The organism is Bradyrhizobium sp. CCBAU 51753 (genome assembly GCF_015291565.1).
GTDB classification, from domain to species: domain Bacteria; phylum Pseudomonadota; class Alphaproteobacteria; order Rhizobiales; family Xanthobacteraceae; genus Bradyrhizobium; species Bradyrhizobium ivorense.
The window spans coordinates 3,727,971-3,752,169 of sequence record NZ_CP030037.1; the positions used below are offsets into that span (position 1 = coordinate 3,727,971).

Here is a 24,199-nt window from a genome sequence, read left to right on the forward strand (position 1 = left end):
CACTGATGGACCCTCACAATGCTGGATCAGCTTGACGCCGAATTCCCCGAGCACACGCCTCGCCCTGTCGACGCGCCGAAGGCCCTTGCGGGTATCAGGGTGGTCGATTTCTCGCATTTCATCGCAGGACCCTTCGCCACGATGATCCTGGCCGACATGGGCGCCGAGGTGATCAAGGTCGAGGCGCCCGGCCGGGGCGACGATCTGCGGCGCTATCCTCCGCTGCATCCCGATCTCGGCCACGGTGCGCCCTTCCTCTGGACCAACCGCAACAAGCGCAGCGTCGCGCTCGATCTCAAAACTCCGGAAGGCGTGAAGATTGCGCGCGAGCTGATCGGCACGGCCGACGTCGTCGTCGAGAATTTTTCGGCCAACGTGATGGCGCGGCTGGGGCTCGATTACGAGAACTGCCGCAGCATCAAGCCTGACATCATCTATTGTGCGGTGTCGGCGTATGGGCGCGACGGCGCCTTCGCCGACCGGCTCGGCTTCGATCCGATCGCGCAGGTCGAGAGCGGCTTCGTCTCGATGAATGGCTATGCCGACCGTGAGGGCGTGCGTGCACTGTCGCCGGTAATGGATATCAGCACCGCGATGATGGCGTGCAACGCGATCCTGGGTGCGCTGCTGGCGCGCGAGCGCGGTGGTGGTGGGCAGGCCATCGAGGTATCGTTGTTCGACAATGCGGTGCTGATGACCGGATACGCCACGATGCAATCGCTGTTCAGCGGCGCCGATCCACGGCGCAGCGGCAACACCAGTCCGGATACCTGCCCGTCGGGCGTGTTTCAGGCCAAGGACTGCGCCTTCTATATCAACTGCGGCAACGACAAGATCTTTCAGCGCCTGATGTCTCAGGTCCTCGAGCGCGAGGACCTTGCGGTGGCCGAGATCTATGCGACAGGCCCCGATCGCATCCGCCGGCGCGACGAACTGTTCGCGATCCTCGGCGAGGCGTTTGCTGAAAAAACCTGGTCGCACTGGCAGTCGCGGATGCGGGCCGCCGGCGTGCCGTGCGGTCAGGTGCGCACGGTCGGCGAGGCGATTCGTTCACCCGAGGCGAGGGAGCGCGGCATCGTCACGCGCATTCCGCACGAAACGTTGGGCTGGGTGCCGAACGTCAACCTGCCGATCCGCTACTCGCAGACGCCGATCGTCGATCCCGTGGCGGCGCCCGCGGTCGGACAACACACTGAAGCGGTGCTGCGCGATCTGCTCGGCTACGACGACGAGCAATTGGCGCGGCTTGCCGCCGGCGGCGCTTTCGGCGGTCAAAATTCTCGACAGGAGGCGTGATGGCAACAGCGCGAGACGAGCGAACGCTGCGCGGACGCGTCGCCGTCGTCGGGATCGGCGAAACCGAGTATTATCGTCACGGCGCCTCGCCGGACCCGGAATTCAAGCTCGCGCTCAAGGCTGTTCTCGCAGCGTGTGCGGACGCCGGGATCGATCCGCGCGACATCGACGGCTTCTCCTCCTACAGCGATGATCGCAGCGAGGCGTCGCGGCTGGCCGCGGCGCTGGGCACGCACCGGCTGCGCACCGCAACCATGCAATGGGGCGGTGGCGGCGGTGGTTGCTGTGCGGCGGTGGCCAACGCCGCCGCCTCGATCGTTGCGGGCCTGGCGGACTGCGTCGTGGTGTTCCGCTCGCTGGCGCAGGGCCAGTATGGCCGCTTCGGACAGGCGACCGGCATCAACACGGTTTCCGGCGAACGCGCCTATCTGATGCCCTATGGCGTGCTGGCGCCGCCGCAACGCTTTGCGATGCGGGTGCAGCGCTACATGCACGAGCATGGCGTCAGGCAAGAGGCACAGCGGGCGATCGCGCTCGCCTCCTATCACCACGCCCAGAACAATCCCCGCGCTGTGATGCGCGGCAGACCGCTCGATCCGGACAAGTATGATGCGTCGCGCTGGATCGTCGAGCCGTTCCATCTTTACGATTGCTGCATGGAGAATGACGGCGCGGCGGCCATCTTGCTGGTGCCCGCGGAGCGCGCCAAAGAGTTCCGGCACAAGCCGGCCTATCTGCTCGGCGCCGCCGCCGGCTCCGGACATCGCGCGGCTGCCACTGCGCACAATGTGCCGCACTACGCCACCGCGAGCTTCGATACGGTTGCGCCTGATCTCTACCGCATGGCCGGAGTGGGACCCTCCGACGTCGGCATGGTCCAGGCCTATGAGAATTTCACCGGTGGCGTCGTGATGGCGCTCGCGGAGCATGGGTTCTTCAAGCCGGAGCAGGCCAACGACTTTCTGACCCTGGAGAACCTGATCGCGCCGTCCGGGCGGCTGCCGCTCAACACCAGCGGCGGCAATCTCGCCGAATGCTACATGCACGGCTTCGAGCTCGTCATCGAAGCCGTGCGGCAGGTGCGGGGGACGTCGACCAATCAGGCACGGCGCAGCGACGTGGCAATGGTGATCGGCGGCCCGATGGTGTCACCCGCGAGCAACCTCATCCTCGGGTCGGAGGCGACGTTATGAGCGGCGATGCGAACGCGCACTATCTCCCTTCGGGCCTGCCGATTCCGGTGGCGGAGCCTGACGGCCTGTCGGCGCCATATTGGGAGGGATTGCGCCAGGGCCGGCTCATGGTGCAGCACTGTACGCATTGCCGGACGTGGCAGTTCGGGCCGGAGTGGATCTGCCATCGCTGCCACGCCTTTGACCCCGCGTGGGTCGAGATCGAGCCGCGCGGCCGAATCTACAGCTGGGAGCGGGTGTGGCATCCGTCGCATCCGGCGCTGAAGTCGCATGGGCCCTATATTGCGGTGCTGGTCGAACTGCCTCACGCCGGCAGCATAAGGATGGTCGGCAATCTGCTCGGCGATCCCCGCCAGCCGGTCGCGATCGGCGCCGAGGTCGAAGGCGTGTTCGAGCATCATCCGGAGGCGAATCCGCCTTATTCGCTGCTGCAATGGCAGTTGCGCTCGGAGCGGAATGCGCCGTAACGGCGCATCCGCTGGTTTCAGCGCTCAATGGACGCTGGTCGTGATCGCCGCATTGGTCGAGGTCGTGGCGATGTTGCCGCGCAATCTCGATCGGAGCTCCTCGGCAACGTTACGGGCGTCGGAGCCGTCGCGGATGATCTGCGGACGGATGAAGATGATCAGCTCGGTGCGCTGGGTCGCATTGCTCTGATGCCCGAACGCGTCGCCAATGCCGGGGATCTGGTCCAGCACCGGGATCGCGTTGCGGGAGCCGCTCTGCTGCTCGCTGATCAGGCCTGCCAGCAACACGGTCTGGCCGTTGGCGACGGCGATCTGGCTCTTGACTCGTCGCTCCGACACCGTCGGCGTCAGGCTGTTCGCACTGGTTGCCGGAACGTTGCTGATCTCCTGCTCGATATCGAGCCGCACCGTGCCGTTGACGCTGACCCGCGGCGAGACCCGCAGGATGATGCCGGTGTTGCGATAGTCGATGGTGTTGACCACCGTGTTGCTCGTGGTCAGCACGGTCGCGCTGCCGGTCGACACCGGCACGACGTCGCCGACCTGCAGCGTCGCCACCTGGTTGTTGATCACGACCAGCGACGGGTTGGAGAGCACCTTGACGCTGGTGACGGCGTGCAGCGCATCCAGGATCAGGCTCGGCTGTGTGGCATTTCCGATCAGGAAATTGAAGCCGGGAAACGCCTGGTTGATGAAGGCATTGGTGAGCGAGCCCGCGACGGTGGTGGCGCCCGTCGTCGCATCCGTCGTGGTCGCCGGCGCCGTCGTCGCCTGGGTGTTGAGGATCGAGCCGGTGTTCGGCTTGAGGCCGAGGTTCTGGCTGGTGAGGTAGGTCTGCACGCCATAGGAGAGGCTGTTGTTCAGCGTGACCTCGGCGATCGTCGCATCGATGGCGACCTGCAGCTGCGGCTCGTCGATCTGCAGCAGCGTCGCCTCGATGAGGCGATAGTTGGCCTGGTCGGCATAGATCAGCAGCTTGTTGTTGACGGCGTCGGGCGTGATCCGCACGTCCTGCATCATCGGCTGGCCGCTGCCGCCGGAACCGCGACCGCTGTCGAGCGTCGCCGTGCTGTCCTGGTTGGGATTGGCAGTTGCGGCCTGGCCGCCGGCGCCGGCACCTAAGCCCGCCGTCGCCCCCGTTCCCGAGGTGCCGCGCGAAGCGAAGCCGCCGGTGCCCGAGTTCGAATTGCCGTTGAGCGACAGACGGTTCGTGGCGCTCGACGACGTCGCGGTGCCAGAGCCCGGCGCGAGCTGACTGTCGGGACTGTCGAGCAAGCTGGAGGACGATCCGCCGAGGAACATGTCGGTCAGAACTTTTGCAATCTGGCGAGCGTCGCCATATTTGACCCGGTAGACGTGCACGGTGGTTCGCGCCGTATCATTGCGATCGAGACGCTTGATCCAGGTCGCGGCCGTCTTCAGCATCTCCGGCTTCTTGGTCACCACCATCACGGCGTTGAGGCGCGTGATCGGCATGAACTTGATGATGTTCTGGCTGAGGCCGTTCTCGCCGGAATCGACGATCTTCTCCAGCTCGGCAATCACGGGCGCAGGCGAGCCGCTCGAGATCGGGAAGATCCCGACAGATTGACCGCGCATCCAGTCGACGTCGAAGCTGAGCACGGTATCGACAGCGGTGCGGCGCTCGGCGCCGGTGCCCTGGATCAGCAGCAGATTGCGCGTGGTATCGGCACGGATCGCGCCGGCCCTGGTGGCAAAACTGTCGGTCAGCTTCAGCAGGGTCTGCGCCGACACATATTGTAATGGCACGACCGAGACGCCGAATCCGGGTTCGGGATTGGCAGCCGCGGCATCGACCCGGCCGCCGCCGACGGCGTCACCGAGCGGCGTCAGCCGATAGCCGGTGGTGTCGTGCAGCAGCACGACGCCGCTGAGGCGGAGCGCATTTTCGAGCACAAACACCATGTCGGATTTCGGCACCGGGCGAACCGACACCAGGCTGACCGTGCCCTGCACCCGCGGGTCGATCGTATACCCCACGTGCAGGATGTCGCCGAGCACGACCTTGGCGACTGTCGCGACCGGCGTGTTCTCGAAGTTCAAATCGAAGCCGTTGCCGTTCGCGATCGGTTGCGGCCGTTCGTCCGACACGGTCGTGACATCGGTGCCTTGATACATCGCCGCCCGCACGCTGCCGCTCTGGCTGCCGACAGCTCCTACCGCGCCGGCCTGCTGGGCCTGGCGCGACGAGAGATCAAGAGAACGAACCTTATCGGTGATGTCGAGCTGGGCGGCGTCCACGCTTGCGTCGCCGACGGTGGCGGAATTACAGGACGCCAACAACCCCAGTGACATCAAAACGAATGCGGCTCCAAGGCCGCCACGGATCGTCGGGCAGCGGCCCATTTTGCCTGCGCGTTGCATGAAGCCCTTCGCTCTGACTGGCTGATGTTTCTGATTTTTTCTGATCGATCCCCGGCCCCGGAGCACTCTTAGCGATCGAACATGACAGAAATAAAATTGGTGACATCATCGTCGTTCGGCAGTGGCTCACGTCGCGGCAGCGGTTGCGAGGGCAACCGTTGCGCGTTCGCCTCTACGATGCCGTCTCAAAGTTTCTTGAACCGCGTGGAAGATGTGACTTCGCACAGCTGTCATACTTCGGATCGATAACCGCACGACTTAACGAATGCCGAACGGGGCAGGCGCTGTGGCGCGAGCTCACCCGGGACAGCGTGGCGGGATAACAGGAATGGCCAACGACCTCTCCGTTCGGTTTGTGGATTATCTCCGCCAGAACAATCATCTTGCGCCGCACGACGGACCGGTCGAGCGGGCCGGGCAGGGTGCCGATTATCGTCAGCTGAAGCTGTGGGAGCTCACCAGCCTCTCGCCTGTCGAGTTTGCCGACGAAGCCGCGCGATTCTTCACATTGGCCCGCGTGACACTGCAGGAGATGACGGCGGCCGAGCCGCTGGTCGCAAAATTCTCGCCGCGATTCCTGCGCGAGACGCTGGTCTATCCGTGCCGGGAACCCGATGGAACCGCAATGCTCGCGGTGGTCGATCCGACCGACCAGGCGACGCTGCGGGCGGCGCAGATCGTGCTCGGCGCGGGGCTGACGGTGAAGGTGGCCTCATCGGAGGACGTCGTCATCGCGCTGAACAAGAGTTTCAGCGCCGAGGAGAGCCAGGCCGTCGAGGCCGCGCCGTCCGGGCCGCGCGAGGACGATATCGAGAGCCTGCGCGACCTCGCCAGCGGCGCGCCCGTGGTGCGCGCGGTCAACGATCTGATCGAGAAGGCCGTTGAGCTCCGCGCCAGCGACATCCATATCGAGCCGTTCTCCGGCGGGCTGATGGTTCGGCTGCGGATCGATGGATTGCTGCGGCCGGTCGCGGCGCTGTCGGGCGTGCTGCCCCAGGCGGTGGTCTCCCGCATCAAGATTATTGCCAATCTCAACATCGCCGAGCGCCGCCTGCCGCAGGACGGCGCGGCGAGGCTGCGGGCGGGGCGGGCCGACATCGATATCCGCGTCGCTATCATGCCGACGCAACACGGTGAATCCGCTGTGATCCGTATCCTTCCCAAGGATCGCGGCCTGCTGATCGTGGACAAGCTCGGGTTCTCGCCGCCCGACGAGGACAAGCTGCGGCGACTTTTGAAGCTGCCGCACGGCATGATCGTGATCACCGGGCCGACCGGAAGCGGCAAGACCACGACGCTTGCGACCATCCTGTCGATCCTCAACGAGCCGAGCCGCAAGATTCTCACCATCGAAGACCCGGTCGAGTACGAGATTCCCGGCGTCAACCAGTCCCAGATCAAGCCGGCGATCGGGCTGACATTCGCCACCGCGCTGCGGTCCTTCGTGCGTCAGGATCCCGACGTGATCATGGTCGGCGAAATCCGCGATTCCGAGACGGCGCATGTCGCCGTGCATGCGGCGCTCACCGGGCATCTGGTGCTGACGACGCTGCACACCGAGACTGCGGCCGCCGCCGTGCCGCGTTTGCTCGACCTCGGTGTCGAGGGCTATCTGCTGCGCTCGGTGCTGCGCGGCGTGATTGCGCAGCGCCTGGTCCGCCAGCTTTGCGAGCGCTGCAAGTCGCCGCGACCGCTGATCACGGCCGACTTCACCGAGGACCCCAGGCTCGCCGCGCTCGGCTTCCGTGCCGACGAAATCATCCAGGAGCCGTGCGGCTGCGAGCGCTGCGGCGGAACCGGCTATCGCGGCCGCCTCGGCGTGTTCGAGTTGCTCGAGCTGTCGGACGAGCTGCGCGAATTGATCGGAGAGCGAACCGACGGGCTGAAGATCGACCAGATGGCAATCCGCGCCGGCATGACCACGATGCTCGATGACGGGGTTGCCAAATGCCGTGCCGGATTGACATCGCCCGCGGAAATCCTCCGCGTTGCGACGGTACGGTGACGCCGTGCCGAATTTCCGCTACCGCGCCCTGACCCAGACCGGCGAGGTCGTCAACGGCACGATTTCCGCGCCGACCGCGGCCGAGGTCGCGCGCCGGATCGAATATCTCAGGCTGCTGCCGATCGAGACCATCGAGGACAAACGCGCGTCCGGCGCCGCCGGCGGCCGCAACCTGTTCGGCGGGCCGAGCGCCGCCGAAGTCACTATTTTCACCCGCGACCTGGCACTTCTCCTGAAAGCCGGCGCGCGCCTCGACGATGCCCTCGAGCTGTTGTCCGGCGATGCCGATGTCGGGCGGATGCGCCCCGTCGTCGCCAAGATCCGCGCGGCGCTGCTCACCGGCGAGAGCTTTGCCGATGCGGTGGCGGATCATCCCGCCCTGTTCGAGGCGATGTACGTCGCCCTGGTCCGCGTTGGCGAGGTCTCCGGCACGCTCGATTCGGTTCTGGAGATGCTCGGGATCGAGCGCGCGCGCTCCGAGCAGATGCGGCGGAAACTGATCGATGCGATGCAGTATCCAGTCTTCGTGCTGGTCGCGGCGTGCGGCGTGATGCTGTTCTTCCTGTTGTTCGTGCTGCCGCAGTTTTCCAGCGTGCTCGGGGATTTCGGCGGCAAGTCCGACACCGCGCTCGCCAGCTTCATCGCGGTATCGGATTTCCTCCGCGCCAATGCGACCGCGGCAAGCCTGATCGCTGCGGCCACGATCGCGGTCTCGTGGTGGCTGCTGCGGCAGGCGCGGGTGCGCGCCGCGTTGGTCAATGCGATCTCGCGGCTTCCGGGCATCAGCAGCGCTTTCCGGTTCTATCGCGCCAGCCTGTTCTGCCGCAATCTGGGCGTCCTGCTCGGCAGCGGCGTGAATCTCACCGCCGCGCTGCGGATTCTCGTCGACATCATGTCGGTGACCGGCAGCGAGGCGAACTGGACCGCCGCCGCCGACCGCGTCCGTCACGGCGGGAAATTGTCGGAAGCGCTCGCGGTCGCCGACAGCTTGCCGCCGATGGCGGTGCGCATGCTGCGGCTCGGCGAGGAGACCGGACAGCTGCCGGTGCTGGCCGGGCGGGTCGCGGAATTCTACGAGGCAAAATTGCAGCGCAGCCTCGACCGGGTGGTCGGCATCGTCGGACCGCTGGCGATCATCACGATCTCGACCGTGGTCGGCGGATTGATCGTGTCGGTCATGACAGCGCTGCTCTCCGTTACGCAGCTTGTCGGCTAGAGCAGGGGTCATCGATGACAACATCACGCAAAACCATCGCAAGGGCATTTTTGATGCATACGAGACGCCAAGGTGGGCAGTCGGCGAGAGCTCGGCGATCGGGCCAGGAAGGCTTCACCCTTGTCGAGATGCTGGTGGTCATCGCGATCATCGGCCTCATCATGGGGCTGATCGGTCCGCGCGTGCTCAACTATCTCAGCGAGTCCAAGGTCAAGACCGCGCGGATTCAGCTGCAGAGCTTTTCCAGTGCGCTCGACCTGTTCTATCTCGACGCCGGCCGGTTCCCGTCGACGGCGGAAGGGCTTGCCGCGCTGGTCCGGCGCACGCCCGGGGTCGCCGCCTGGAATGGCCCGTATCTGAAGGGCGGCAACGTGCCGACCGATCCCTGGAATCACGCCTATGTCTATCGCTCGCCCGGCGAGCACGGGCCCTATGACATCGTCTCCTATGGGGCCGACGGGCAGGAGGGCGGCAGCGGCACCTCCGCCGACATTTCGCTTGAGAAGGCGACCGCCGCCAGGGAGTGAATGACCGGGATGAACGAGACGAGGCAGCGCGGCTTCACCCTGCTCGAGATGGCGTGCGTGCTCGCCATCATCGCGCTGCTGGCGGCTGTGCTGCTGCCGTTCATTCCGCGCCAGACTTCGCGGTCGCGGTTGCAGGCCTACGCGCTGCAGGCCGCGACGCTGCTGAAGGCCGACCGCAATGCCGCGATCGAGCGCTCGACCAGCGTTGCCACGCTGGTGGACGCCGCAAGCCGCGTGATCCATTCCGGCTCGTCGCGCATGATGGTGCGAATTCCGGACGACGTGCGCTTCGATGCGGTGCTGCCGCAAACCTGCCAGCGCCAGGCCGCGCTGTCGACCATTCGCTTCTTCGCCAGTGGCGGGTCCTGCGGCGGCACCATCGCGCTGACGCGGCTCGATGCGGGCTATGAGGTTCGGGTCAACTGGCTCACCGGAAGGGTCGAAATTGTTTCGCGCGCCGCCAACTAGAGCGTTTTCAAGCGAAGTGGATACCGGTTCGCGTGAAGAAAACGCGTCAAGGCAAGAATCTGGAGCTCCGTTCCGATCCTATCGGAACGGAAATAGCTCCAGCCGCGCCGATGCGGGGTTCACCATCATCGAGGTGCTGGTGGCGCTGGCGCTGGTGGCGGTCTCGATCGTCGCGATCGGCTCGGTCATGGCCGTGAAGACGCGCGGCGTGCGCGCCATGGAGCAGCACGTGGCGTTGATGCAGACGACACGCACATTAATGATGGTCGGCGTTCCGCAGCGCGCCGAGTTGCAGTCAGGCACATCGACGGGGCAGACCGAAGGCTATCGCTGGACCATCGATGTCAGTCCGCTCGGCAACGGCTGGACGGTTCCGGGAGCCAATGTGCCCTGGACGCCTGAGCTGGTCAGAATTCGCGTCCGATCGCCGAGCGGCGCATTGTCCGACATTCGCACCGTGCGCCTGATGCCGAGGCCGCCGGAATGAGCGCGACAGCGGCAAAACGGCGGACGCGCGAGCGCGGATTTACGCTGATCGAGACCATCGTCGCGCTGGTGCTGATGGGGCTATTGCTGTCGGCGCTCGCCAACATCACCGCGCAATGGCTGCCGAGCTGGAACCGGGGGCTCGACCGCATCCAGCGCAGCGAGCTGATCGGAATCGCGCTGGAGCGGATCGGCGCCGATCTCGCTGCGGCGGAGTTCGTTCCCGCCAACCGTGAAACGCGCCGGCCGCTGTTCGACGGATCGGAATTGTCGGTGATGTTCGTGCGAACGTCGGTGGGGCCGAACGCCGGGCCGGGGCTCGATTTGGTGCGTCTCGGTGAGACCAGGGACGGCGGCGAGTTCGTCACTGTCCGCACGCAGGCGCGGTTCACGCCGCTGGCCGACGGATTGTCGCTGTCGGAACAGGTGCATTTCGGCGGCCCGGTGGTGCTGCTGCGCGCGCCCTGCCGGCTGTCCTTTGCCTATGCCGGTGCCGACCGGATCTGGAAGAAGGCGTGGAAGGACGCCGACCGGCTGCCGGCGATGATCCGCCTCACGGTGCGCGATGCGGCGAGCGAGCGGGTGTTGTCGGTCTCGACCATCGCGCCGGTCCATGTCCAGATTCCGAGCGGCTGCACCAAGCCGGACGGCAATTGCGGCGACAAGCGCAATCCGGACGACGCCGCCGATCCGGGGAAGACGTGATGCGCGCGGCCCGCACCATCGCTCGGTCCTCGGCCAGCCGCGGCTTCGTGATCGTTGCCGTGCTCTGGATCCTGCTCGCGCTGTCGTCGCTGGCGCTGATCTTTTCGGCCTATCTCTCCGCATCGGCGCGCGCGCTGGCGGCCAACGACATCTCGCTGCAGACCGAGGCGCTGGTGTCGGCCGGAGTGGAACTGGCTGCCTATCAATTGGCGCTGTCGGATGCCAAGGTGCGGCCGCCGCGTGGCGCGTTTCAGTTCGGGCTGAATGATGCGAACATCGCCGTGAGCTTCACGTCGGAGGCGGCCCGGCTCGACCTGAACTACGCCTCGAAGGAGATGCTGACCGGCCTGTTCACCGTGCTCGGCGCCCGCAAGGACGCCGCGGCGGAATATGCCGAGCGGATCGTCGGCTGGCGCACCCGGCCGACGCCGGGCAGCGAGAACGTGGAGGCGGCACGCTATAACGCGCTCGGCTATGCGCCGCGGCAAGGGCTGTTCACCCATGTCAACGAGCTGGCGCTGGTCGCCGGCATCCCTGCCGTGCTGGTCGATCGCGCTTTGCCATTCGTCACGGTGTTCAACGGCTCTCCGGATGTCGATCAGACGATCGCGGCGCCGGAGGTGTTGGTGGCCACCGGCAAGCTTGAGAACCGGCAGGACGGATTCGGCGGACGGGCGGCCTCACCGAACGGTGCCGCCTCTGGCGATCCGGCGCCGAACCCGAAAAATGCAGCACCGACGGCGCAAAGTCCCTGCTACCGGGTCGCGGTCACGATCCGCTTCCGCAACGGCCGCCGCACGACATCGGAGGCCGTGATCGCGCTCGGCGACAAGGTCGAACCCTATCGCGTGTTGTCCTGGCAGGACGATGTCGAACCACGCGCCCCAGTTCAGCTCCGCGGGAGAAGTTGATGACGGTCCTTGGCGAGGCGCGACGATGGTTTGAGCAATGGATCGGCGGCGTTGCGATCGCGGTCGACGGCGCCGCGGGCCGGTTCGCGCGCCGGCGCAGCATCGAGCTCGACGAGAATGTGGACGGCACGTTCACCGCCCGGCTCGCTACGTCGAAGGACGGCTCGCTCGCGGTGCCGCTCTCGTTCCGGCTCGATCACGATGTGCCGCAGCCGCCGCTGCCTGCGGATTGGAAGGCGGCCTTTGACGGCAGCCGTATCGCGGTGCGATTGCAGTCCGATCAAATCGTCAGCCGCCTGATCGACTTTCCGAGCCAGGCGGCCGATTTTCTCGACGGCATGATCCGCGCGCAGGTCGACCGCTTGACGCCGTGGACTGCCGCCGATGCCGTGTTCGGCTGGAGCCCGCCGCGGCCGGCCGCCAATGACCGCATCGAGGTTGCGTTCTGCGCGACGTCGGCGGCCAAGGTCGATCCGTTGCTGCGGTTGGCCAGGACGCTGAACGCCGCATCCGTGGCGGTTTCGGCGCAGGCTGTCGGCGGCGACGGCGCTCCGCTGCAGGTGACGCTGCTCGACCGGCCGCTTCGCGGCCTGGCCGGACCGCGGGTTCCGCGTCTGCTGAGCATCGGCTTGATCTCGGCAGCGACCGCGGCTGCGGCTTGCTTGCTGCTGAACATCTATCTCGGCGGCTGGCTGCAATCGCAACAGGAGGACTTGCAGCAGCGGATATCGCAGCGCCGCGCCGCGCTCCGCATCGGCGCCGATGGCGAGACATCCGGGCTCGGGCTGCTTGCCAAGCGCAAGCAGACGACGCCGTCGGGCGTCATGGTGCTGGAGGCACTGTCGCGCGTGCTGCCCGACACCACCTATGTCACCGAGCTGCGCATCGAAGGCAACAAGGTGCAGGTGGTGGGAATGACTCAGGACGCGCCGTCGCTGATCCGCTTGCTGGAGCAGTCGCCGCAATTCACCCGTGCAACCTTCTTCGCGCCGACCACCCACGCGGCGAACGAGCCGGCGGAACGGTTCCACGTCGAAGCCAACATCACCGCCTATTTTGGATCCGGCTCATGAGCGTGTCGTCCCGGTCGCTGGCCGCCATCAGCACCTCGCCGCTCGTCGCCACGGCGAGCTATCTCGGCCTCGCGGTGCTGCTCCTGTTTCTCGTGGTCTCGTCGCTGTCGGATCTGGTCGGCCGGCGCGGCGATGTTGCGGCATCCGCCGCCATGCTGGAACAATTGGAAGGGCGATCCAAGGCGAACCGGGCGCCCGGTGAGCCGGGCATGCCGGCCGGCTCGGCCTATCTCGAAGGCGCGACCGTCACGGTTGCCGGCGCCAGCCTGCTGCAACGCGTGTCGGGCGCGGTGCTCAAGGTCGGCGGCAACGTGCTGTCGACCCAGCTCGACGTTCCCAACGTGCCGGCCAAGGCCGGCTTCATCAGCATGGTCGCGAGCTGCGAGATCGAGCAGGCGCAATTGCAGGAGATGCTCTATGATCTCGAGGCCGGCATGCCGTTCCTGTTCATCGACCAGCTGGTGGTGCAGCCGGTCGGCGAGGAGACGGCGAAGGGCGCCGACCCCGGAAAGCTGCGCGTGCTGCTCGGCGTCTCCGGACAATGGCGAGGAGCCAAATGATGCGATGCTCGGCGGCGATCGCGATCCTCTGGGCGATATCGGCTCATCCCGCACCGGCGGCTGTGCCCGATCGCTCGGGCGACGCACTCGATGCCGGGCTGCTCGACGATACCCGCCTCGGCGGACCGGCACTGACATCTCCGCCGCCGTCCGAGCCGGTGACGTCGGTCCGCGTCGCACCCACTCCGGCACCGACGCCGCGGCCGCTCAGCGCCAATCCGCTGTGGGCCATTCCGCTCAAGACGCTGCCCAACACACGCGACCGTCCGGTGTTCTCGCCGTCGCGGCGGCCTCCGCCCGCCGTGGTCGCGGAACCGGCCGCGGCCAAGCCGTCGCCACCGCCGCCGCGCCGCATCGAGATCGAGCCGCCGCCGCTGTCGCTGGTCGGCACGATCGCCGGCGGTGACGAAAGTTTCGGGATCTTCCTCGATCAATCGACCAAGGCGGCGCTGCGGCTGCGGATCGGCGACGATTTCCAGGGCTGGAAACTGCGCACCGTCAACGGACGCGAAGCGACGATGCAAAAGGACGAGCAGGGCGCGCTGCTGACGCTGCCGCCGCCCGGCAGCGACAGCGGCGGCGAGGTCAGCCTCGTGCCGGTGAGCACGACGCGAACCCCGCTGGCAGTGCGGCACTAGGGGGGCGCGATATCAAACCCGCGAAAACAACCCCATGCAAAGTAGCCGGCCGGCGTTCGACACGGCGACTGGCGTCGACCCCCACTGGCGTCGACACCCCGCTTGACATGTCGGGCAAGTCAGGGGTATCCTTCCAATATTCCGAAATTTAGCCCTTCGCCTGCGCCGACTGAGAGGCGTGGATTCATGACGCGCGGGCCAGCACGTGTAGCCCGCATGAGCGAAGCGACATGCGGATATCACGGTGTCCCGCATATCGCTTCGCTGATGCGCGCTACTTGCCGACACCCCACTTCCGTCAATTTTGACCGCCATGTCAGATATGGAAATTTTCGCCGAAGCGCGGCCACGGCAGCCGCGGATCAAGTTTTTGTCCAGATGATTTGCAGGACGGCAATGAAAAACGCAGCACTGTTTGCCCTCGGTTTATTGGCGGCGGCAGTTTGGTCACACGACAGCGCGAGATGTCAGACGTCGCGGTCCGCGCCGCTTTCGCTTGCGCCGCCGGCTCCGTTGAATGAGGGCGCGGCGTCTCCGGCCACGACCGACAGCGTTCCGCCGCCGACGGCGGCACCCAGCGCGTCGCCGCCGCGGGCGGCTGCCGTAAGTCCCGCGCCATCGGCAAAGAGCAATGTTGGTTCGTCACGGGCGACGAATGACGTTCCGCCGCCATCGGCCAAGCCGGCCGCCGATTATGATGGCTATAGCGTCGGCACCGTCGACGACGATGAGGCGTCAAGCGGTACGACGCGACCCGTCAGGTCGCGCCGGGCAAAGCCGCCCACTAGTCAAGAGGCAGATCGTATCAGGCCGCAATCGGTCGATCCCGGGGACGACGACAAGCTGAAGGGCAGGCTTACGATTTGCCGCGGCTGCAAGTAGCAGGTGCCACCTCGGGCAGGCGATGAGCAAGCGTAGCCCGCATGAGCGAAGCGACATGCGGGTCAGGACGTCCCGCATATCGCTTCGCTCATGCTGGCTACTTGCTCCACGGCCTGGAAGGCAGCTACGGGTCAGCTCAGGCCGAGCCAGCGCTGCAATGTCGGCGTCAGCAAGAGCCCGAGCGCGAGGAAGGGACCGAACGGGATCGAGGTCTGACGTTGCATCTCGTGTCCCGCGAGGTGCAACGCGCCGGCGACGCCAAGCGCCGCGAGTGCAGCCACAAGCAGCAACGTTGGAACTCCGGCAAGGCCGACCCAGATCGTGGCGGCGGCGAGAAACTTGACGTCGCCAAGTCCGAGACCCTCGACATGGCGCAACCGGAAGTAAAGACGCTGGAATAGCCAGAACAGCAAGCCGACGATGCCGGCCATGGCCATTGCCGTGAAGCCGGCGCTTGCGTCTTCCGTGACGACGATGTTGACGAGGCCGAGCACGGCGATCGCGAGATTCAGCCAATCGGGAATGATGCCATGGCGAAGGTCGATCAGTGCGACGGCAGCACAGAGCACGCATAGCGTGCCGTAGAATCCAATGAGATAAGCAGCTTCGCTATCGATATGCATCGTGGCGGGACGAGAGGGAGCGGGTGCAATGGTTGTTGCAACAACTTGCTCGTGTTGAACAGCTGATTTTTCAATCGGCCCGCGATCCGCGTGACGCGCTTGCGCGAATGTGATCGTCGATGACAACGTTGAGACAGAAAAGATGCGACAAAGCAGCGCGCCTGTCACAAATCCGCAGTGGATACCGACAATAGTTCGCCTCGCTGCGTGCCACGAGCCATCGTGGCGGATGAGTGGGTTGACAATGCACAAGATGCGAGTGGCGACGTGCCTGGCTTTGCTGGCAGCGTTGGCTGGCGCGCGCGCCGCGAGCGCCGGCGCGCTGGACGAGGGCGCCGAACGCTATCGGCCATACTTGATCGAGGGAGTCGGAAGCGCGCTGGCGGGTGCACGCGCGCTGCGCGAGCGCGCGGATGCCGCCGATCTTGCCGGCGCGAAGAAGGCCTGGCTTTCGGCACGCGCCGGCTGGGAGCGCTCGGAAGTGTTCACCGCGGGATTCGTCCCCGAGCTCGACGCGCAGATCGATGCCTGGCCGAACGCGGACAGCGGGTTCCACGCGATCGAGGCGAAATTGTTCGGCGCAGGCAGCACCGATGTCCGCGCCGACGCCGCGGCGCTGGTCGAGCATCTGAATGATCTGCACGGCAAGCTCAGCGACATCAAGCTCACGCCGCAGGGGCTGCTCGACGGCACGGTGCGGCTTGCCTACGAGGTCGGCGAGAGCAAGGCGGATGGCGGCGAGTCGCGGATCAGCGGCACCTCGCTCGACGACATGCGCAACAATATCGCCGGCATCGATTTCGCCTACCACACGATTTTCTCGGGCGCGCTCAACACGGTCGACGGCAAGCTCGACGAGATGGTGACTGACAGAATCGGGCAGCTCAAGGCGATTGTCGCCACATCAGATCTGCCGCATGTCAACATTGCCGATCTGCGCCAGACCAGCGAGGAGCTGGTCGTTGCGCTGCAGAGCGCGTCGGCGAAGCTCGGGTTGCAGCGGCCGACCCTGGAGGCCCAGGTCCGATGAGCTCGCTTCGCCTGCGGCTGGCCGCGCTGCTCTCCGGCCTGATCGCGCTTGTCGCGCTGGAGCGCGCGGTGGCGTTTCCGGTCGATGGCAACAAGACCGTGTTGCCCGCAACCACCGAGTTGAATGAAGACGCCCTGGACAAGCCGCGCGAGGTGTTTCAGTCCGAGCGCGCCGGCAGCAAGTCATATCTCGTCAATCTCGGCGATCTCGCCTTCAATTCACCGGGGCTGCTCGGCGAGGTGGCGCGGCAGGCCGGCGTCAGCTGCGGCACCTGTCACGTCAACGGCGCCAACAATCCAAAGTTCTTCATGCCGAAGATGTCGAGCCGGCCCGGCACGTTCGACACGTCAGGCCCGCTGTTCAATCCGAAGGCCAACAATCTGGTGCTCGATCCGGTGCGGATTCCGAGCCTGCGCGGTGCCAAGTATCTTGCGCCCTATGGCGCCGATGGCCGGTTCGCCTCGCTGCGCGACTTCGTCCACAACGTCATCACGAACGAGTTCGCTGGTCCCGAGCCGTCGCCGGCGACGCTCGATGCGATCGTGGCCTACATCCAGGATATCGACTTCCTGCCCAATCCGAGCCTTGGTCCCGCCGGGCGGCTGGCCGGCAAGGTCAGCGAATCGGAACGTCGCGGCGAGGCGTTGTTCGCAAAGCCGTTCCCGCACGATCCTGCGCTGAGCTGCGCGGGCTGCCATGTTCCATCATCCGGCTTCGTCGATCATCAGCAGCATGACGTCGGTAGCGGCGGCCTGTTCAAGACGCCGACGTTGCGCAATGCCGACTTCAACGCTCCGTATTTTCACGACGGCCGCTTCGACGACTTTGGCCAGGTCGTCGATTATTTCGACCGCACCTTCCAGCTCGGCCTCTCGGCGCAGGACAAGGGCGATCTGGTCGCTTACCTCACCGCCGTGGGCGACGGCATGCAGCCCTATGAGCGCGACGGCGCCAGCGCGACGCTGAAGGAGATCAACGACTTCTCCACGGTGCTTGCGACGGCGATCCCGTCCGGCGACAAGGACATCGTTGCGCTGGCGGTCGATACGATCGGCCGCGAGCTGCGCGAGTTGACCGAGCAATATCCCGATCGCAAGAACACCAGCGTATCCGGCGGCGAGCAGCAGCGCGTGCTTGCGCGCAACAGCCTCAAGGAACTCGTGCTGACGCTGCGGCGGATCGAGATGGCCGTCGCAACCGGACGCAATGCCGACGCTGCGGGGGAGTTCAGGAATTATCGCTATCTGATGGCGGCCGCGGTTCCTGCGGTACTGGCCAGCGCCGAGCCATGGTCGCTGTTCAATCAAGACGTGCATGATCAGCACTATGCCGCACTTCGCCAGGTGATGCAGTCGAAGCACGTTTCGCAGTGATTAAGCGGCGCTGAAGTGCATTTGCAGCCGCTGGCGTTCGTGCCAGCTGCCTCAGGTTTTTCAATTAAAGATTGAATAGTTGGATTCGTGGAGATGCAGCCGGGCGCTGCAGATGTCTCCGCGGAAAATATTTGAACGTTTCGAAACTTCTTTTGCGGTTTCACGGAAGTGAAATGCATGCGTCATTTTGTCGCACTAAGCAGTGTCTTGCTAACCGCAAACACCCTGAGGTCGACAATGACGTTCAATTACAAAAAGCACTGGCGGGCCACTACCGCCCTCTGCGTCGCATCAACGGTACTCATCGCAACCGCTGCCTACGCCGCTCACTATCCCGGTGGCCGCAGCGATTGGGACAAGCGTTCGCATCACAATCACAATGCTCACAACGATGGCGATCGCGCCAAGAACGAGCATCACGGCGACAACGACCACGGCGACAAGGTGAAGACCGCGTCCCCGATCAAGCACGTCATCATCCTGATCGGCGAAAACCGCGGCCTGGATCACACCTTCGGTATCTACAAGCCGAAGGGCAAGGGACAGACCATCTCCAACCTGTTGTCCAAGGGCATCGTCAACGAGGACGGAACGCCGGGTCCGAACTTCGCGCAGGCGCAGCAGTTCTCGGTCGCGGGCCAGCAGTCGTTCTACATCGGCGCGCCGGAGATCGCGAAGTCGCCCTACAATGCGACCAACAAGATGCCGCAGCCGAACACCGCGGGCACGCCGAGCGCGCAGAGCGATACCTCTCCGCCGTTCAAGACCATCGCAGAGGCCAGCGTCGAGAAGGACATGGATCCGGCCGATCTCGATATCCTGACCACCGGCTTCAGCGGCCTGCCGACCAACGTGCTTGACACCCGCGTTCCCGGCGCCGGCAATCTGAACGGGCCGTTCCCGCTGCAGGGCGACCAGATCAGCGATGACGACTACACCGGCGACTCCACACATCGCTTCTATCAGGACTGGCAGCAGGAAGACTGCAGCGCCGCCAGCGCCACCAAGAAGAACAATTCGGGCTGCCTGAACGACCTGTTCCCGTTCGTGATGGCGACCTATTCGGCGACCAACAAGAGCATGGCCAACTCGATGGGCTTCTACAACGCCCAGCAGGGTCAGGCTCCGGTCCTGAAGATGCTCGCCGATCGCTTCACCCTGAGCGACAACTTCCACCAGTCGTTCCATGGCGGCACCGGTGCGAACCACTTCATGCTCGGCACCGGCGACGCGGCGTTCTGGAGCGACGGCAAGGGCAACCCGGTGACCCCGCCGGCCAACCTGATCGCCAACCCGAACCCGGTGGCGGGCACGGTCAACCGCTACACCGTCGACGGCAATTGGAGCGATTGCTCCGACGTGTCCCACCCCGGCGTCAAGCCGATCGTCACCTATCTCAACAATCTGCCGTACGCGGCGGAGCCGAACTGCAAGCCCAACCACTACTACATGCTCAACAACGTCAACCCGGGCTACCTGCCGAACGGCGCGCTGTCGGGCGGCAACAACGTCCCGCCGTCGTCGGTCCGCACGATCGGCGATGCGCTGATGGAGAAGAACATCTCCTGGGCGTTCTATGGCGGCGCGTTCAACGATGCCGTGGCGCTTTCGAATGCCGCGGTTGCCGCCAACGCGGCGAAGCCTGACCTCAACGCCGCCGCGCTGGCCGATCCGGCCCACGCGCTCGGCGTGGCCTACTGCCAGATCTGCAATCCGTTCCAGTATGCGACCTCGATCATGGCCAATCCGGCCGTGCGTCAGGCTCACATGAAGGACACGGCCGATCTGATCACGGCGATCCAGGGCAACACGCTGCCTGCGGTGTCGTTCGGCAAGCCGGACGGCCTGCTCGACGGTCATCCGCAGAGCTCGAAGGTCGATCTGTTCGAGGCCTACGTCCTCAATGTGCTCAACGCGCTGGACAACAATCCGGAGCTGAAGGCCGAAACCGCGGTGTTCATCACCTGGGACGAGGCCGGCGGCTACTGGGACTCCGGCTATCAGCAGTCCATCGACTTCTTCGGTGACGGACCGCGGATTCCGACCCTGATCCTCTCGCCCTATTCGACGGGCGGCAAGGTCAACCACAACTACGCCGACCACGTTTCGCTGCTGAAGTTCATCGAACGCAACTGGGGTCTCCAGCCGCTGACGAACCGCAGCCGCGACAACCTGCCGAACCCGACCTACGCGAAGAGCAACGAGTACGTTCCGACCAACAGCCCGGCGCTCTCTGACCTGTTCGACGCGTTCGACTTCAGCAAGCCGGTCACGCTGTCCTACACCGAGTGATCGGGCCCTCGTCGAGGACCTGATCTCATCAAAGGCCGGCGCCGATCGAACCGATGGTTCGGTCGGCGCCGTCGTGTCTGCCTGTATCGATTGAGGATTTGCGATGAGACGCAACGACAAAGTATCGCTGGGCATCAGGACCGTTGCGGCCTGCCTGTTCGCCGCCGTTCAATTGGCAGCCACGGCGATATCAGCCGAGGCGCAGCAGTTTTCTGCCGATCTCGTGGCGAAGAAGGACGGAACGACGACCGCGGTGGGCACCTTGCGGGTCTCGGAACAGAAGGCGCGGATCGAAGCGGCGGCCTTTCCGGATGGATTTTTCCTGATCGATTCGGCCAAGCCGGCGGCGCTTTTCGTCCGCCCCGCAGCGCGCGTCTTCATGGACGCGAGGCAATCGAGCCAGCTCACCCGGATGTTCGTGCCGGTCGACCCCGATCAGCCCTGCCGGCAATGGCAGGCGATAGCGCAACTCGCGGCGCCGAACGATGAGGCAACGTGGCATTGCGAGCGGGACGGGGAGGAGACCATCGCGGGGCGTCGGACCGATGTCTATCGCGTCAGCGATGCGTCCGGCTTCGGCTTCATCGGCTGGGTCGACCGCGCGCGCGGATTTCCCCTGCAGGTCAAGACCGCGGACGGGACGGTGATCGCCGCCGATCATATCCGCGACGAGCCGCAGGCGGCGCAAGCGTTCGAACTTCCCGCGGGCCTGCGCAAATTCGATCCGCAGGCCTTGATCCGCCGGATTCAGCAGAGCGATGTTTGGGTCGCGCCGCCGGACTCGGAGTGACCTGAAGGGGCTTCGTCAGCGATTGCTGCTCAACTGCCGCCGATAGTGTTCGGCATCCCAATTCAACAGCGCTTGCTCGTTCTCTGCCGACAGATATCTGACCTCGGCCGACGGCGGCACACGACCCGCGACATGCGCCAGGCAGCTCAACATGGCCTGGGCCCCGGGACTGGCGTCCTTGCGAATGACGGCACCGATATCAGCCACGAGGATCGCAACGGGCAGGGGAACTTTGGCGCTCGCGCGCGATAGCATGGCCGCGAGGCCGTCGCCTCGCCCCACCAGCGGCATGGCGGGACCGAGAAACACCACATGGTCCGGATAGAGCGAGCCGCGTGTCGCGATCGCGCAGCTGGCGGGGTCGGTGGCGATGCTGTGACACAGCGGATCTGCCGGCAACTGATAGTCGGTCCCTGCGCATAGCCGATCGAGCGCCTCGTGATCTGCTGGCCGCATCTCGCGCGGCGGCAGTGCGAGTCGGCTTTCGACGTCGTGGACCAGCGCTTCCGCGGCGTCCGCGTCGGCTGCGCCGACCACGAGGCCGTGATTGCCCAGGATCAGGACATCGACCGTGTCCTGCGCGATGATCTCGCCGACCGCGCGCGCCAGCGGCAGTCCGGGATGATGATAGCCGAGGGAACGCCAGGCCAGTCCGTGCAGGCGCTCGGCAAACTCATCGCGCGCGTCTGATCGTACCGCCCACGCGATGGTGTTGACCGAATGGACGTGCAACACGACGGGATGCGGCATCAGGGCGTGCAGCGAGGTCTCGATCGAGGCCCGCAATGTCGTCGTGGCGTTTGGTGCGAGCGGCACCCGCTCGTCGCCTTGCGCGAGCGCCGCGCGCGCTGCGGATAGCGCGACCGGGACAAAGATATCCTTGTCTTCGGCATCGGCCAGCCAGGTGCCCGACGCCTTCACCCACAGCACGTCGCCATGCTTGACCGACGAGTTGCCGCCCGCGCCCTGCACCAGCAAAATGTTCCTGCCGACGCGCGCCGACATGCGGCGAAGTTCATCGAGGATTTTGGACTGTTGCATCGCGCTCACCAGGTCAAATGGTCCATCGTCCAGTGCGGCATCCGCGCCGCGGTGCCGGCTGCGGTCCTGATCGCCTGCGGCAGGTCGCGCGCATGCGCCAGCGTCGCGCGGTGGGCGCCGGAGCCGATCAGCAGGGTCAGCATGCCCGCGGCGCGTCCTCCGGCGATGTCGTGATCAAGGGAGTCGCCGATGACCAGGATCCGCTGCGCGGCCGGATGTCCCAATTGCGCGAGCGCGGCCGCAAACATCGGTGGATATGGCTTGCCGACGAAGAACACGGTGCCGCCGAGCGATTGGTAGAACGCGGCGAGGGCGCCGGGCGCCGGGATCAGGCCGGCGACGCCGAACATCACGAGATCCGGATTGGCGCACAGCATCGGCAGCCGGCGCGCAGCCGCTAACGTCAGCCGTTCGCGCCAATGTTCGGGCTCGGCGGCGTCATCGTCGAGCCCGCCGAGCAGGATGAAATCGGCATCGCGCATGTTCGACACCACCGCAAGGTCGGTGCCGTCGACGATCGAGTGGTCGCCGTCGCGCGAGATCAGGAAGCAGCTCGTTCCGAGACCTGCAAACGGCGCCTGCTCGCGCGCATGCAGGCCGCGCCACGTGACTTCGCCCGAGGACAGCACGCCGTCATAGGCATCCGGCGGCAGGCCGAGCGCCGCGAGCCGGCGCTGGTTGCTGCCGGCACGCTTGCCGGAGTTGGAGAGGATCAGGATGCGCTTGCCGGCCTCGCGCAGCCGCGCCACGCAGTCCAGCGCCGCAGGGAACACCGCCATGCCCTCGTGCAGCGTGCCCCATTGATCGAGCAGCACATGATCGAACCGGTCGGCAATGGCGCCAAGGCCGGAGATTGCGGTCGCATTGGCCGTCACGGCGGACCGCCATTCAGCGCGAGCAGCGCCGCGCCGTAGCTTGCCTCGGTCTGCTCGGCGACCGAGACGGGAACGCCGAGAATGCGGTGCCGGATTTGGGTCCATGCATCGTTCTTCGCGCCGCCGCCGATCCCGATGACGCGGCGCAGGCGCGGCGCGCCGAGCTGGGCCAACTGCCGGTAGGCGAGGGCCTCGACCGACGCGATGCCCTCGAGCAGGCCCTGGAAGAAGCGGTGATCTTCCACCGGGCGCGGCGTGATCCGCGCGGTGAGCGCCGGGTCGGCAATCGGAAAACGTTCGCCGGGTTTTGGCAGCGGATAGTAGTCGAGCCCGGTCGGCTCCTTCGGCTTCACCTGCGGCGTCAGCCGCTCCATGTCGTCGGCGCTGAAATGCATCAACAGCGCGGCGCCGCCGGAATTGGACGCGCCGCCGGCCAGCCAGCGCTCGCCGAGCCGGTGCGAATAGACGCCCTGATCGGCCGCGAAGATCGGCTGCGTCGCCAGCTGCTTCACCACCAGCGTGGTGCCGAGCGAGGTGACGGCATCGCCGGGCTGGTTCGCCCGCGTCGCGATGAAGGCGGCAACGCCATCGGTGGTGCCGGCCGCGACCTGCACCGCAGGCGGCAGTCCCAGCGCCCGCGCGATCGCCGGATCGATCTCCGCGAAGGCGGTTCCCGGCACCAGCACCTTCGGGAGCAGGTCGGTTCGCACGCCAAGCCGATCGAGCCAGCGCGGCCATTGGCGTGCGACCGGGTCGTAGCCAAGTTTCAGCGCATTGTTCTCGTCGCTGACGCCATAATGGCCGGTGAGGCGGCCGGCGATCCAGTCGGCCTGGTGTATCGCGTGACGCGCGTCGCCGATATAGCCGTGGGTCTGCAGATAGAGCAGCTTGGCGAGCGCGCTGCTCGCGCCGTGCGCCCCGCTTTCCAGCGGCGCCACCGCCGCCACGCGTGTGGCCTCATGGGCGGCGCGCGCATCGTTGTACATCAGGCCCGGCGAGCAGGGGCGGCCGGCCGCATCGACCAGCAGCAACGTGCCGGATGTGCCGTCGACGACGGCGCGCGTGACGCCACCGAGATCGACGGCCTCACCGAGCTTGAGGATTGCAGTCACGGTTGCCTGCCACCAGAGCTGCGGCGTCTGATCGACCGCATTGCCGTCGACCCGCGGTGCGGGCAGTGCGGCCGACGCGAAGCCGCGGATTCCGGCCTGCGCATCGATGGCGCAGGCGCGGACGCCTCCGGTTCCAACATCGATGCCGAGAAACAAGCCTCCCATGCGAGTCCACCGTGATTGGGTGCCCGCGCTCCGAACCAAGCATCGGTTGCGCTGCAGCACGTTTTGGGGATTGACGCCCCGTCCGG

Annotated in this window: 23 protein-coding genes; 17 read left to right on the forward strand and 6 right to left on the reverse strand. The window is 65.9% G+C overall.

Translation table 11 applies throughout. The annotated features are described in order from the left end of the window. Nucleotides 1-18 precede the first annotated feature (18 nt). Genes XH93_RS16445 through XH93_RS16455 form a run of 3 tightly spaced genes read left to right on the forward strand, consistent with a single transcriptional unit; the run spans nucleotide 19 to nucleotide 2,956 of the window. Nucleotides 19-1,296 (forward strand): CaiB/BaiF CoA-transferase family protein, encoded by a 1,278-nt coding sequence (locus XH93_RS16445; protein WP_194474327.1) that lies wholly within the window; start codon nucleotides 19-21, stop codon nucleotides 1,294-1,296. Next, entirely contained in the window at nucleotides 1,296-2,489 is a 1,194-nt protein-coding gene (locus tag XH93_RS16450; protein WP_194474328.1) for an acetyl-CoA acetyltransferase, read from the forward strand. The genes XH93_RS16445 and XH93_RS16450 overlap by 1 nt, the downstream gene beginning before the upstream one ends. After that, nucleotides 2,486-2,956: a Zn-ribbon domain-containing OB-fold protein gene (locus tag XH93_RS16455; protein WP_194474329.1), complete on the forward strand. Its 471-nt coding sequence runs from the start codon at nucleotides 2,486-2,488 to the stop codon at nucleotides 2,954-2,956. Before XH93_RS16450 ends, XH93_RS16455 begins: the two co-directional genes overlap by 4 nt. 24 nt (nucleotides 2,957-2,980) lie before the next feature. Here the strand turns inward: XH93_RS16455 and gspD are convergent, their stop codons facing one another. Further along, nucleotides 2,981-5,341, reverse strand: coding sequence for a type II secretion system secretin GspD (gspD, locus tag XH93_RS16460; protein ID WP_246799641.1), 2,361 nt, complete (start codon nucleotides 5,339-5,341; stop codon nucleotides 2,981-2,983). Nucleotides 5,342-5,669: 328 nt separating this feature from the next. Between gspD and XH93_RS16465 the strand changes: the two genes are divergently transcribed. From XH93_RS16465 to XH93_RS16510, 10 genes are read left to right on the forward strand one after another with little or no spacing between them, the layout of a single operon-like run. Further along, nucleotides 5,670-7,346: a GspE/PulE family protein gene (locus tag XH93_RS16465; RefSeq protein WP_194474330.1), complete on the forward strand. Its 1,677-nt coding sequence runs from the start codon at nucleotides 5,670-5,672 to the stop codon at nucleotides 7,344-7,346. Between the two features lie 4 nt (nucleotides 7,347-7,350). Then, nucleotides 7,351-8,562, forward strand: coding sequence for a type II secretion system F family protein (locus XH93_RS16470; protein WP_194475178.1), 1,212 nt, complete (start codon nucleotides 7,351-7,353; stop codon nucleotides 8,560-8,562). A 53-nt stretch (nucleotides 8,563-8,615) separates the two neighbouring features. Then, the gene (gene gspG, locus XH93_RS16475; RefSeq protein ID WP_194474331.1) at nucleotides 8,616-9,089 is read left to right on the forward strand and encodes a type II secretion system major pseudopilin GspG; all 474 of its coding nucleotides are present in this window, start codon (nucleotides 8,616-8,618) and stop codon (nucleotides 9,087-9,089) included. Between the two features lie 9 nt (nucleotides 9,090-9,098). Beyond that, complete coding sequence (locus XH93_RS16480; RefSeq protein WP_194474332.1) at nucleotides 9,099-9,557, forward strand: type II secretion system protein; 459 nt, start codon at nucleotides 9,099-9,101, stop codon at nucleotides 9,555-9,557. After that, nucleotides 9,535-10,044 carry a prepilin-type N-terminal cleavage/methylation domain-containing protein gene (locus tag XH93_RS16485; protein ID WP_246799642.1) on the forward strand — a complete coding sequence of 170 codons (510 nt, stop codon included), beginning with the start codon at nucleotides 9,535-9,537 and terminating at the stop codon, nucleotides 10,042-10,044. Before XH93_RS16480 ends, XH93_RS16485 begins: the two co-directional genes overlap by 23 nt. Continuing rightward, a complete protein-coding gene (locus tag XH93_RS16490) occupies nucleotides 10,041-10,748 on the forward strand; it encodes a type II secretion system protein J (RefSeq protein ID WP_194474333.1) in 708 nt (235 codons plus the stop codon). Before XH93_RS16485 ends, XH93_RS16490 begins: the two co-directional genes overlap by 4 nt. Continuing rightward, complete coding sequence (locus XH93_RS16495) at nucleotides 10,748-11,659, forward strand: type II secretion system protein GspK (protein WP_194474334.1); 912 nt, start codon at nucleotides 10,748-10,750, stop codon at nucleotides 11,657-11,659. Before XH93_RS16490 ends, XH93_RS16495 begins: the two co-directional genes overlap by 1 nt. Then, nucleotides 11,659-12,732 (forward strand): PilN domain-containing protein, encoded by a 1,074-nt coding sequence (locus XH93_RS16500; RefSeq protein ID WP_194474335.1) that lies wholly within the window; start codon nucleotides 11,659-11,661, stop codon nucleotides 12,730-12,732. Before XH93_RS16495 ends, XH93_RS16500 begins: the two co-directional genes overlap by 1 nt. Then, entirely contained in the window at nucleotides 12,729-13,292 is a 564-nt protein-coding gene (gene gspM / locus XH93_RS16505; protein WP_194474336.1) for a type II secretion system protein GspM, read from the forward strand. The genes XH93_RS16500 and gspM overlap by 4 nt, the downstream gene beginning before the upstream one ends. Continuing rightward, entirely contained in the window at nucleotides 13,292-13,930 is a 639-nt protein-coding gene (locus XH93_RS16510; protein ID WP_246799643.1) for a hypothetical protein, read from the forward strand. Before gspM ends, XH93_RS16510 begins: the two co-directional genes overlap by 1 nt. 467 nt (nucleotides 13,931-14,397) lie before the next feature. Here the strand turns inward: XH93_RS16510 and XH93_RS16515 are convergent, their stop codons facing one another. Next, the gene (locus XH93_RS16515) at nucleotides 14,398-14,610 is read right to left on the reverse strand and encodes a hypothetical protein (RefSeq protein WP_194474338.1); all 213 of its coding nucleotides are present in this window, start codon (nucleotides 14,608-14,610) and stop codon (nucleotides 14,398-14,400) included. Between the two features lie 333 nt (nucleotides 14,611-14,943). Further along, complete coding sequence (locus XH93_RS16520; protein ID WP_246799644.1) at nucleotides 14,944-15,561, reverse strand: A24 family peptidase; 618 nt, start codon at nucleotides 15,559-15,561, stop codon at nucleotides 14,944-14,946. A 118-nt stretch (nucleotides 15,562-15,679) separates the two neighbouring features. Between XH93_RS16520 and XH93_RS16525 the strand changes: the two genes are divergently transcribed. The 4 genes from XH93_RS16525 (at nucleotide 15,680) to XH93_RS16540 (ending at nucleotide 20,920) form a co-directional block, all read left to right on the forward strand. Beyond that, nucleotides 15,680-16,465 carry an EfeM/EfeO family lipoprotein gene (locus tag XH93_RS16525; RefSeq protein WP_194474339.1) on the forward strand — a complete coding sequence of 262 codons (786 nt, stop codon included), beginning with the start codon at nucleotides 15,680-15,682 and terminating at the stop codon, nucleotides 16,463-16,465. Further along, nucleotides 16,462-17,838 carry a cytochrome c peroxidase gene (locus tag XH93_RS16530; RefSeq protein ID WP_194474340.1) on the forward strand — a complete coding sequence of 459 codons (1,377 nt, stop codon included), beginning with the start codon at nucleotides 16,462-16,464 and terminating at the stop codon, nucleotides 17,836-17,838. The genes XH93_RS16525 and XH93_RS16530 overlap by 4 nt, the downstream gene beginning before the upstream one ends. 237 nt (nucleotides 17,839-18,075) lie before the next feature. Next, nucleotides 18,076-20,130 (forward strand): phospholipase C, encoded by a 2,055-nt coding sequence (locus tag XH93_RS16535; protein ID WP_194474341.1) that lies wholly within the window; start codon nucleotides 18,076-18,078, stop codon nucleotides 20,128-20,130. Between the two features lie 103 nt (nucleotides 20,131-20,233). Continuing rightward, on the forward strand, nucleotides 20,234-20,920 hold the full coding sequence (locus XH93_RS16540) for a hypothetical protein (protein ID WP_246799645.1): 687 nt from the start codon (nucleotides 20,234-20,236) through the stop codon (nucleotides 20,918-20,920). Between the two features lie 15 nt (nucleotides 20,921-20,935). Here the strand turns inward: XH93_RS16540 and XH93_RS16545 are convergent, their stop codons facing one another. Genes XH93_RS16545 through XH93_RS16555 form a run of 3 tightly spaced genes read right to left on the reverse strand, consistent with a single transcriptional unit; the run spans nucleotide 20,936 to nucleotide 24,113 of the window. Then, nucleotides 20,936-21,961: a class II aldolase/adducin family protein gene (locus tag XH93_RS16545; RefSeq protein ID WP_194474342.1), complete on the reverse strand. Its 1,026-nt coding sequence runs from the start codon at nucleotides 21,959-21,961 to the stop codon at nucleotides 20,936-20,938. Between the two features lie 5 nt (nucleotides 21,962-21,966). After that, nucleotides 21,967-22,836, reverse strand: a complete 870-nt coding sequence (locus XH93_RS16550; RefSeq protein ID WP_194474343.1) for a TIGR01459 family HAD-type hydrolase — start codon at nucleotides 22,834-22,836, stop codon at nucleotides 21,967-21,969. Then, nucleotides 22,833-24,113 carry an FGGY-family carbohydrate kinase gene (locus XH93_RS16555; protein WP_194474344.1) on the reverse strand — a complete coding sequence of 427 codons (1,281 nt, stop codon included), beginning with the start codon at nucleotides 24,111-24,113 and terminating at the stop codon, nucleotides 22,833-22,835. Before XH93_RS16555 ends, XH93_RS16550 begins: the two co-directional genes overlap by 4 nt. Nucleotides 24,114-24,199: the final 86 nt, after the last annotated feature.

Excerpts from the sequence above, each read along its gene's own strand:
- XH93_RS16445 (WP_194474327.1), top strand. The coding sequence starts at position 19 with ATGCTGGATCAGCTTGACGCCGAATTCCCCGAGCACACGCCTCGCCCT.
- XH93_RS16450 (WP_194474328.1), top strand. The coding sequence starts at position 1,296 with ATGGCAACAGCGCGAGACGAGCGAACGCTGCGCGGACGCGTCGCCGTC.
- XH93_RS16455 (WP_194474329.1), top strand. The coding sequence starts at position 2,486 with ATGAGCGGCGATGCGAACGCGCACTATCTCCCTTCGGGCCTGCCGATT.
- gspD (WP_246799641.1), bottom strand. The coding sequence starts at position 5,341 with ATGCAACGCGCAGGCAAAATGGGCCGCTGCCCGACGATCCGTGGCGGC.
- XH93_RS16465 (WP_194474330.1), top strand. The coding sequence starts at position 5,670 with ATGGCCAACGACCTCTCCGTTCGGTTTGTGGATTATCTCCGCCAGAAC.
- gspG (WP_194474331.1), top strand. The coding sequence starts at position 8,616 with ATGCATACGAGACGCCAAGGTGGGCAGTCGGCGAGAGCTCGGCGATCG.
- XH93_RS16480 (WP_194474332.1), top strand. The coding sequence starts at position 9,099 with ATGAACGAGACGAGGCAGCGCGGCTTCACCCTGCTCGAGATGGCGTGC.
- XH93_RS16490 (WP_194474333.1), top strand. The coding sequence starts at position 10,041 with ATGAGCGCGACAGCGGCAAAACGGCGGACGCGCGAGCGCGGATTTACG.
- XH93_RS16495 (WP_194474334.1), top strand. The coding sequence starts at position 10,748 with ATGCGCGCGGCCCGCACCATCGCTCGGTCCTCGGCCAGCCGCGGCTTC.
- XH93_RS16500 (WP_194474335.1), top strand. The coding sequence starts at position 11,659 with ATGACGGTCCTTGGCGAGGCGCGACGATGGTTTGAGCAATGGATCGGC.
- gspM (WP_194474336.1), top strand. The coding sequence starts at position 12,729 with ATGAGCGTGTCGTCCCGGTCGCTGGCCGCCATCAGCACCTCGCCGCTC.
- XH93_RS16510 (WP_246799643.1), top strand. The coding sequence starts at position 13,292 with ATGCGATGCTCGGCGGCGATCGCGATCCTCTGGGCGATATCGGCTCAT.
- XH93_RS16525 (WP_194474339.1), top strand. The coding sequence starts at position 15,680 with ATGCACAAGATGCGAGTGGCGACGTGCCTGGCTTTGCTGGCAGCGTTG.
- XH93_RS16530 (WP_194474340.1), top strand. The coding sequence starts at position 16,462 with ATGAGCTCGCTTCGCCTGCGGCTGGCCGCGCTGCTCTCCGGCCTGATC.
- XH93_RS16535 (WP_194474341.1), top strand. The coding sequence starts at position 18,076 with ATGACGTTCAATTACAAAAAGCACTGGCGGGCCACTACCGCCCTCTGC.
- XH93_RS16540 (WP_246799645.1), top strand. The coding sequence starts at position 20,234 with ATGAGACGCAACGACAAAGTATCGCTGGGCATCAGGACCGTTGCGGCC.
- XH93_RS16545 (WP_194474342.1), bottom strand. The coding sequence starts at position 21,961 with ATGCAACAGTCCAAAATCCTCGATGAACTTCGCCGCATGTCGGCGCGC.
- XH93_RS16555 (WP_194474344.1), bottom strand. The coding sequence starts at position 24,113 with ATGGGAGGCTTGTTTCTCGGCATCGATGTTGGAACCGGAGGCGTCCGC.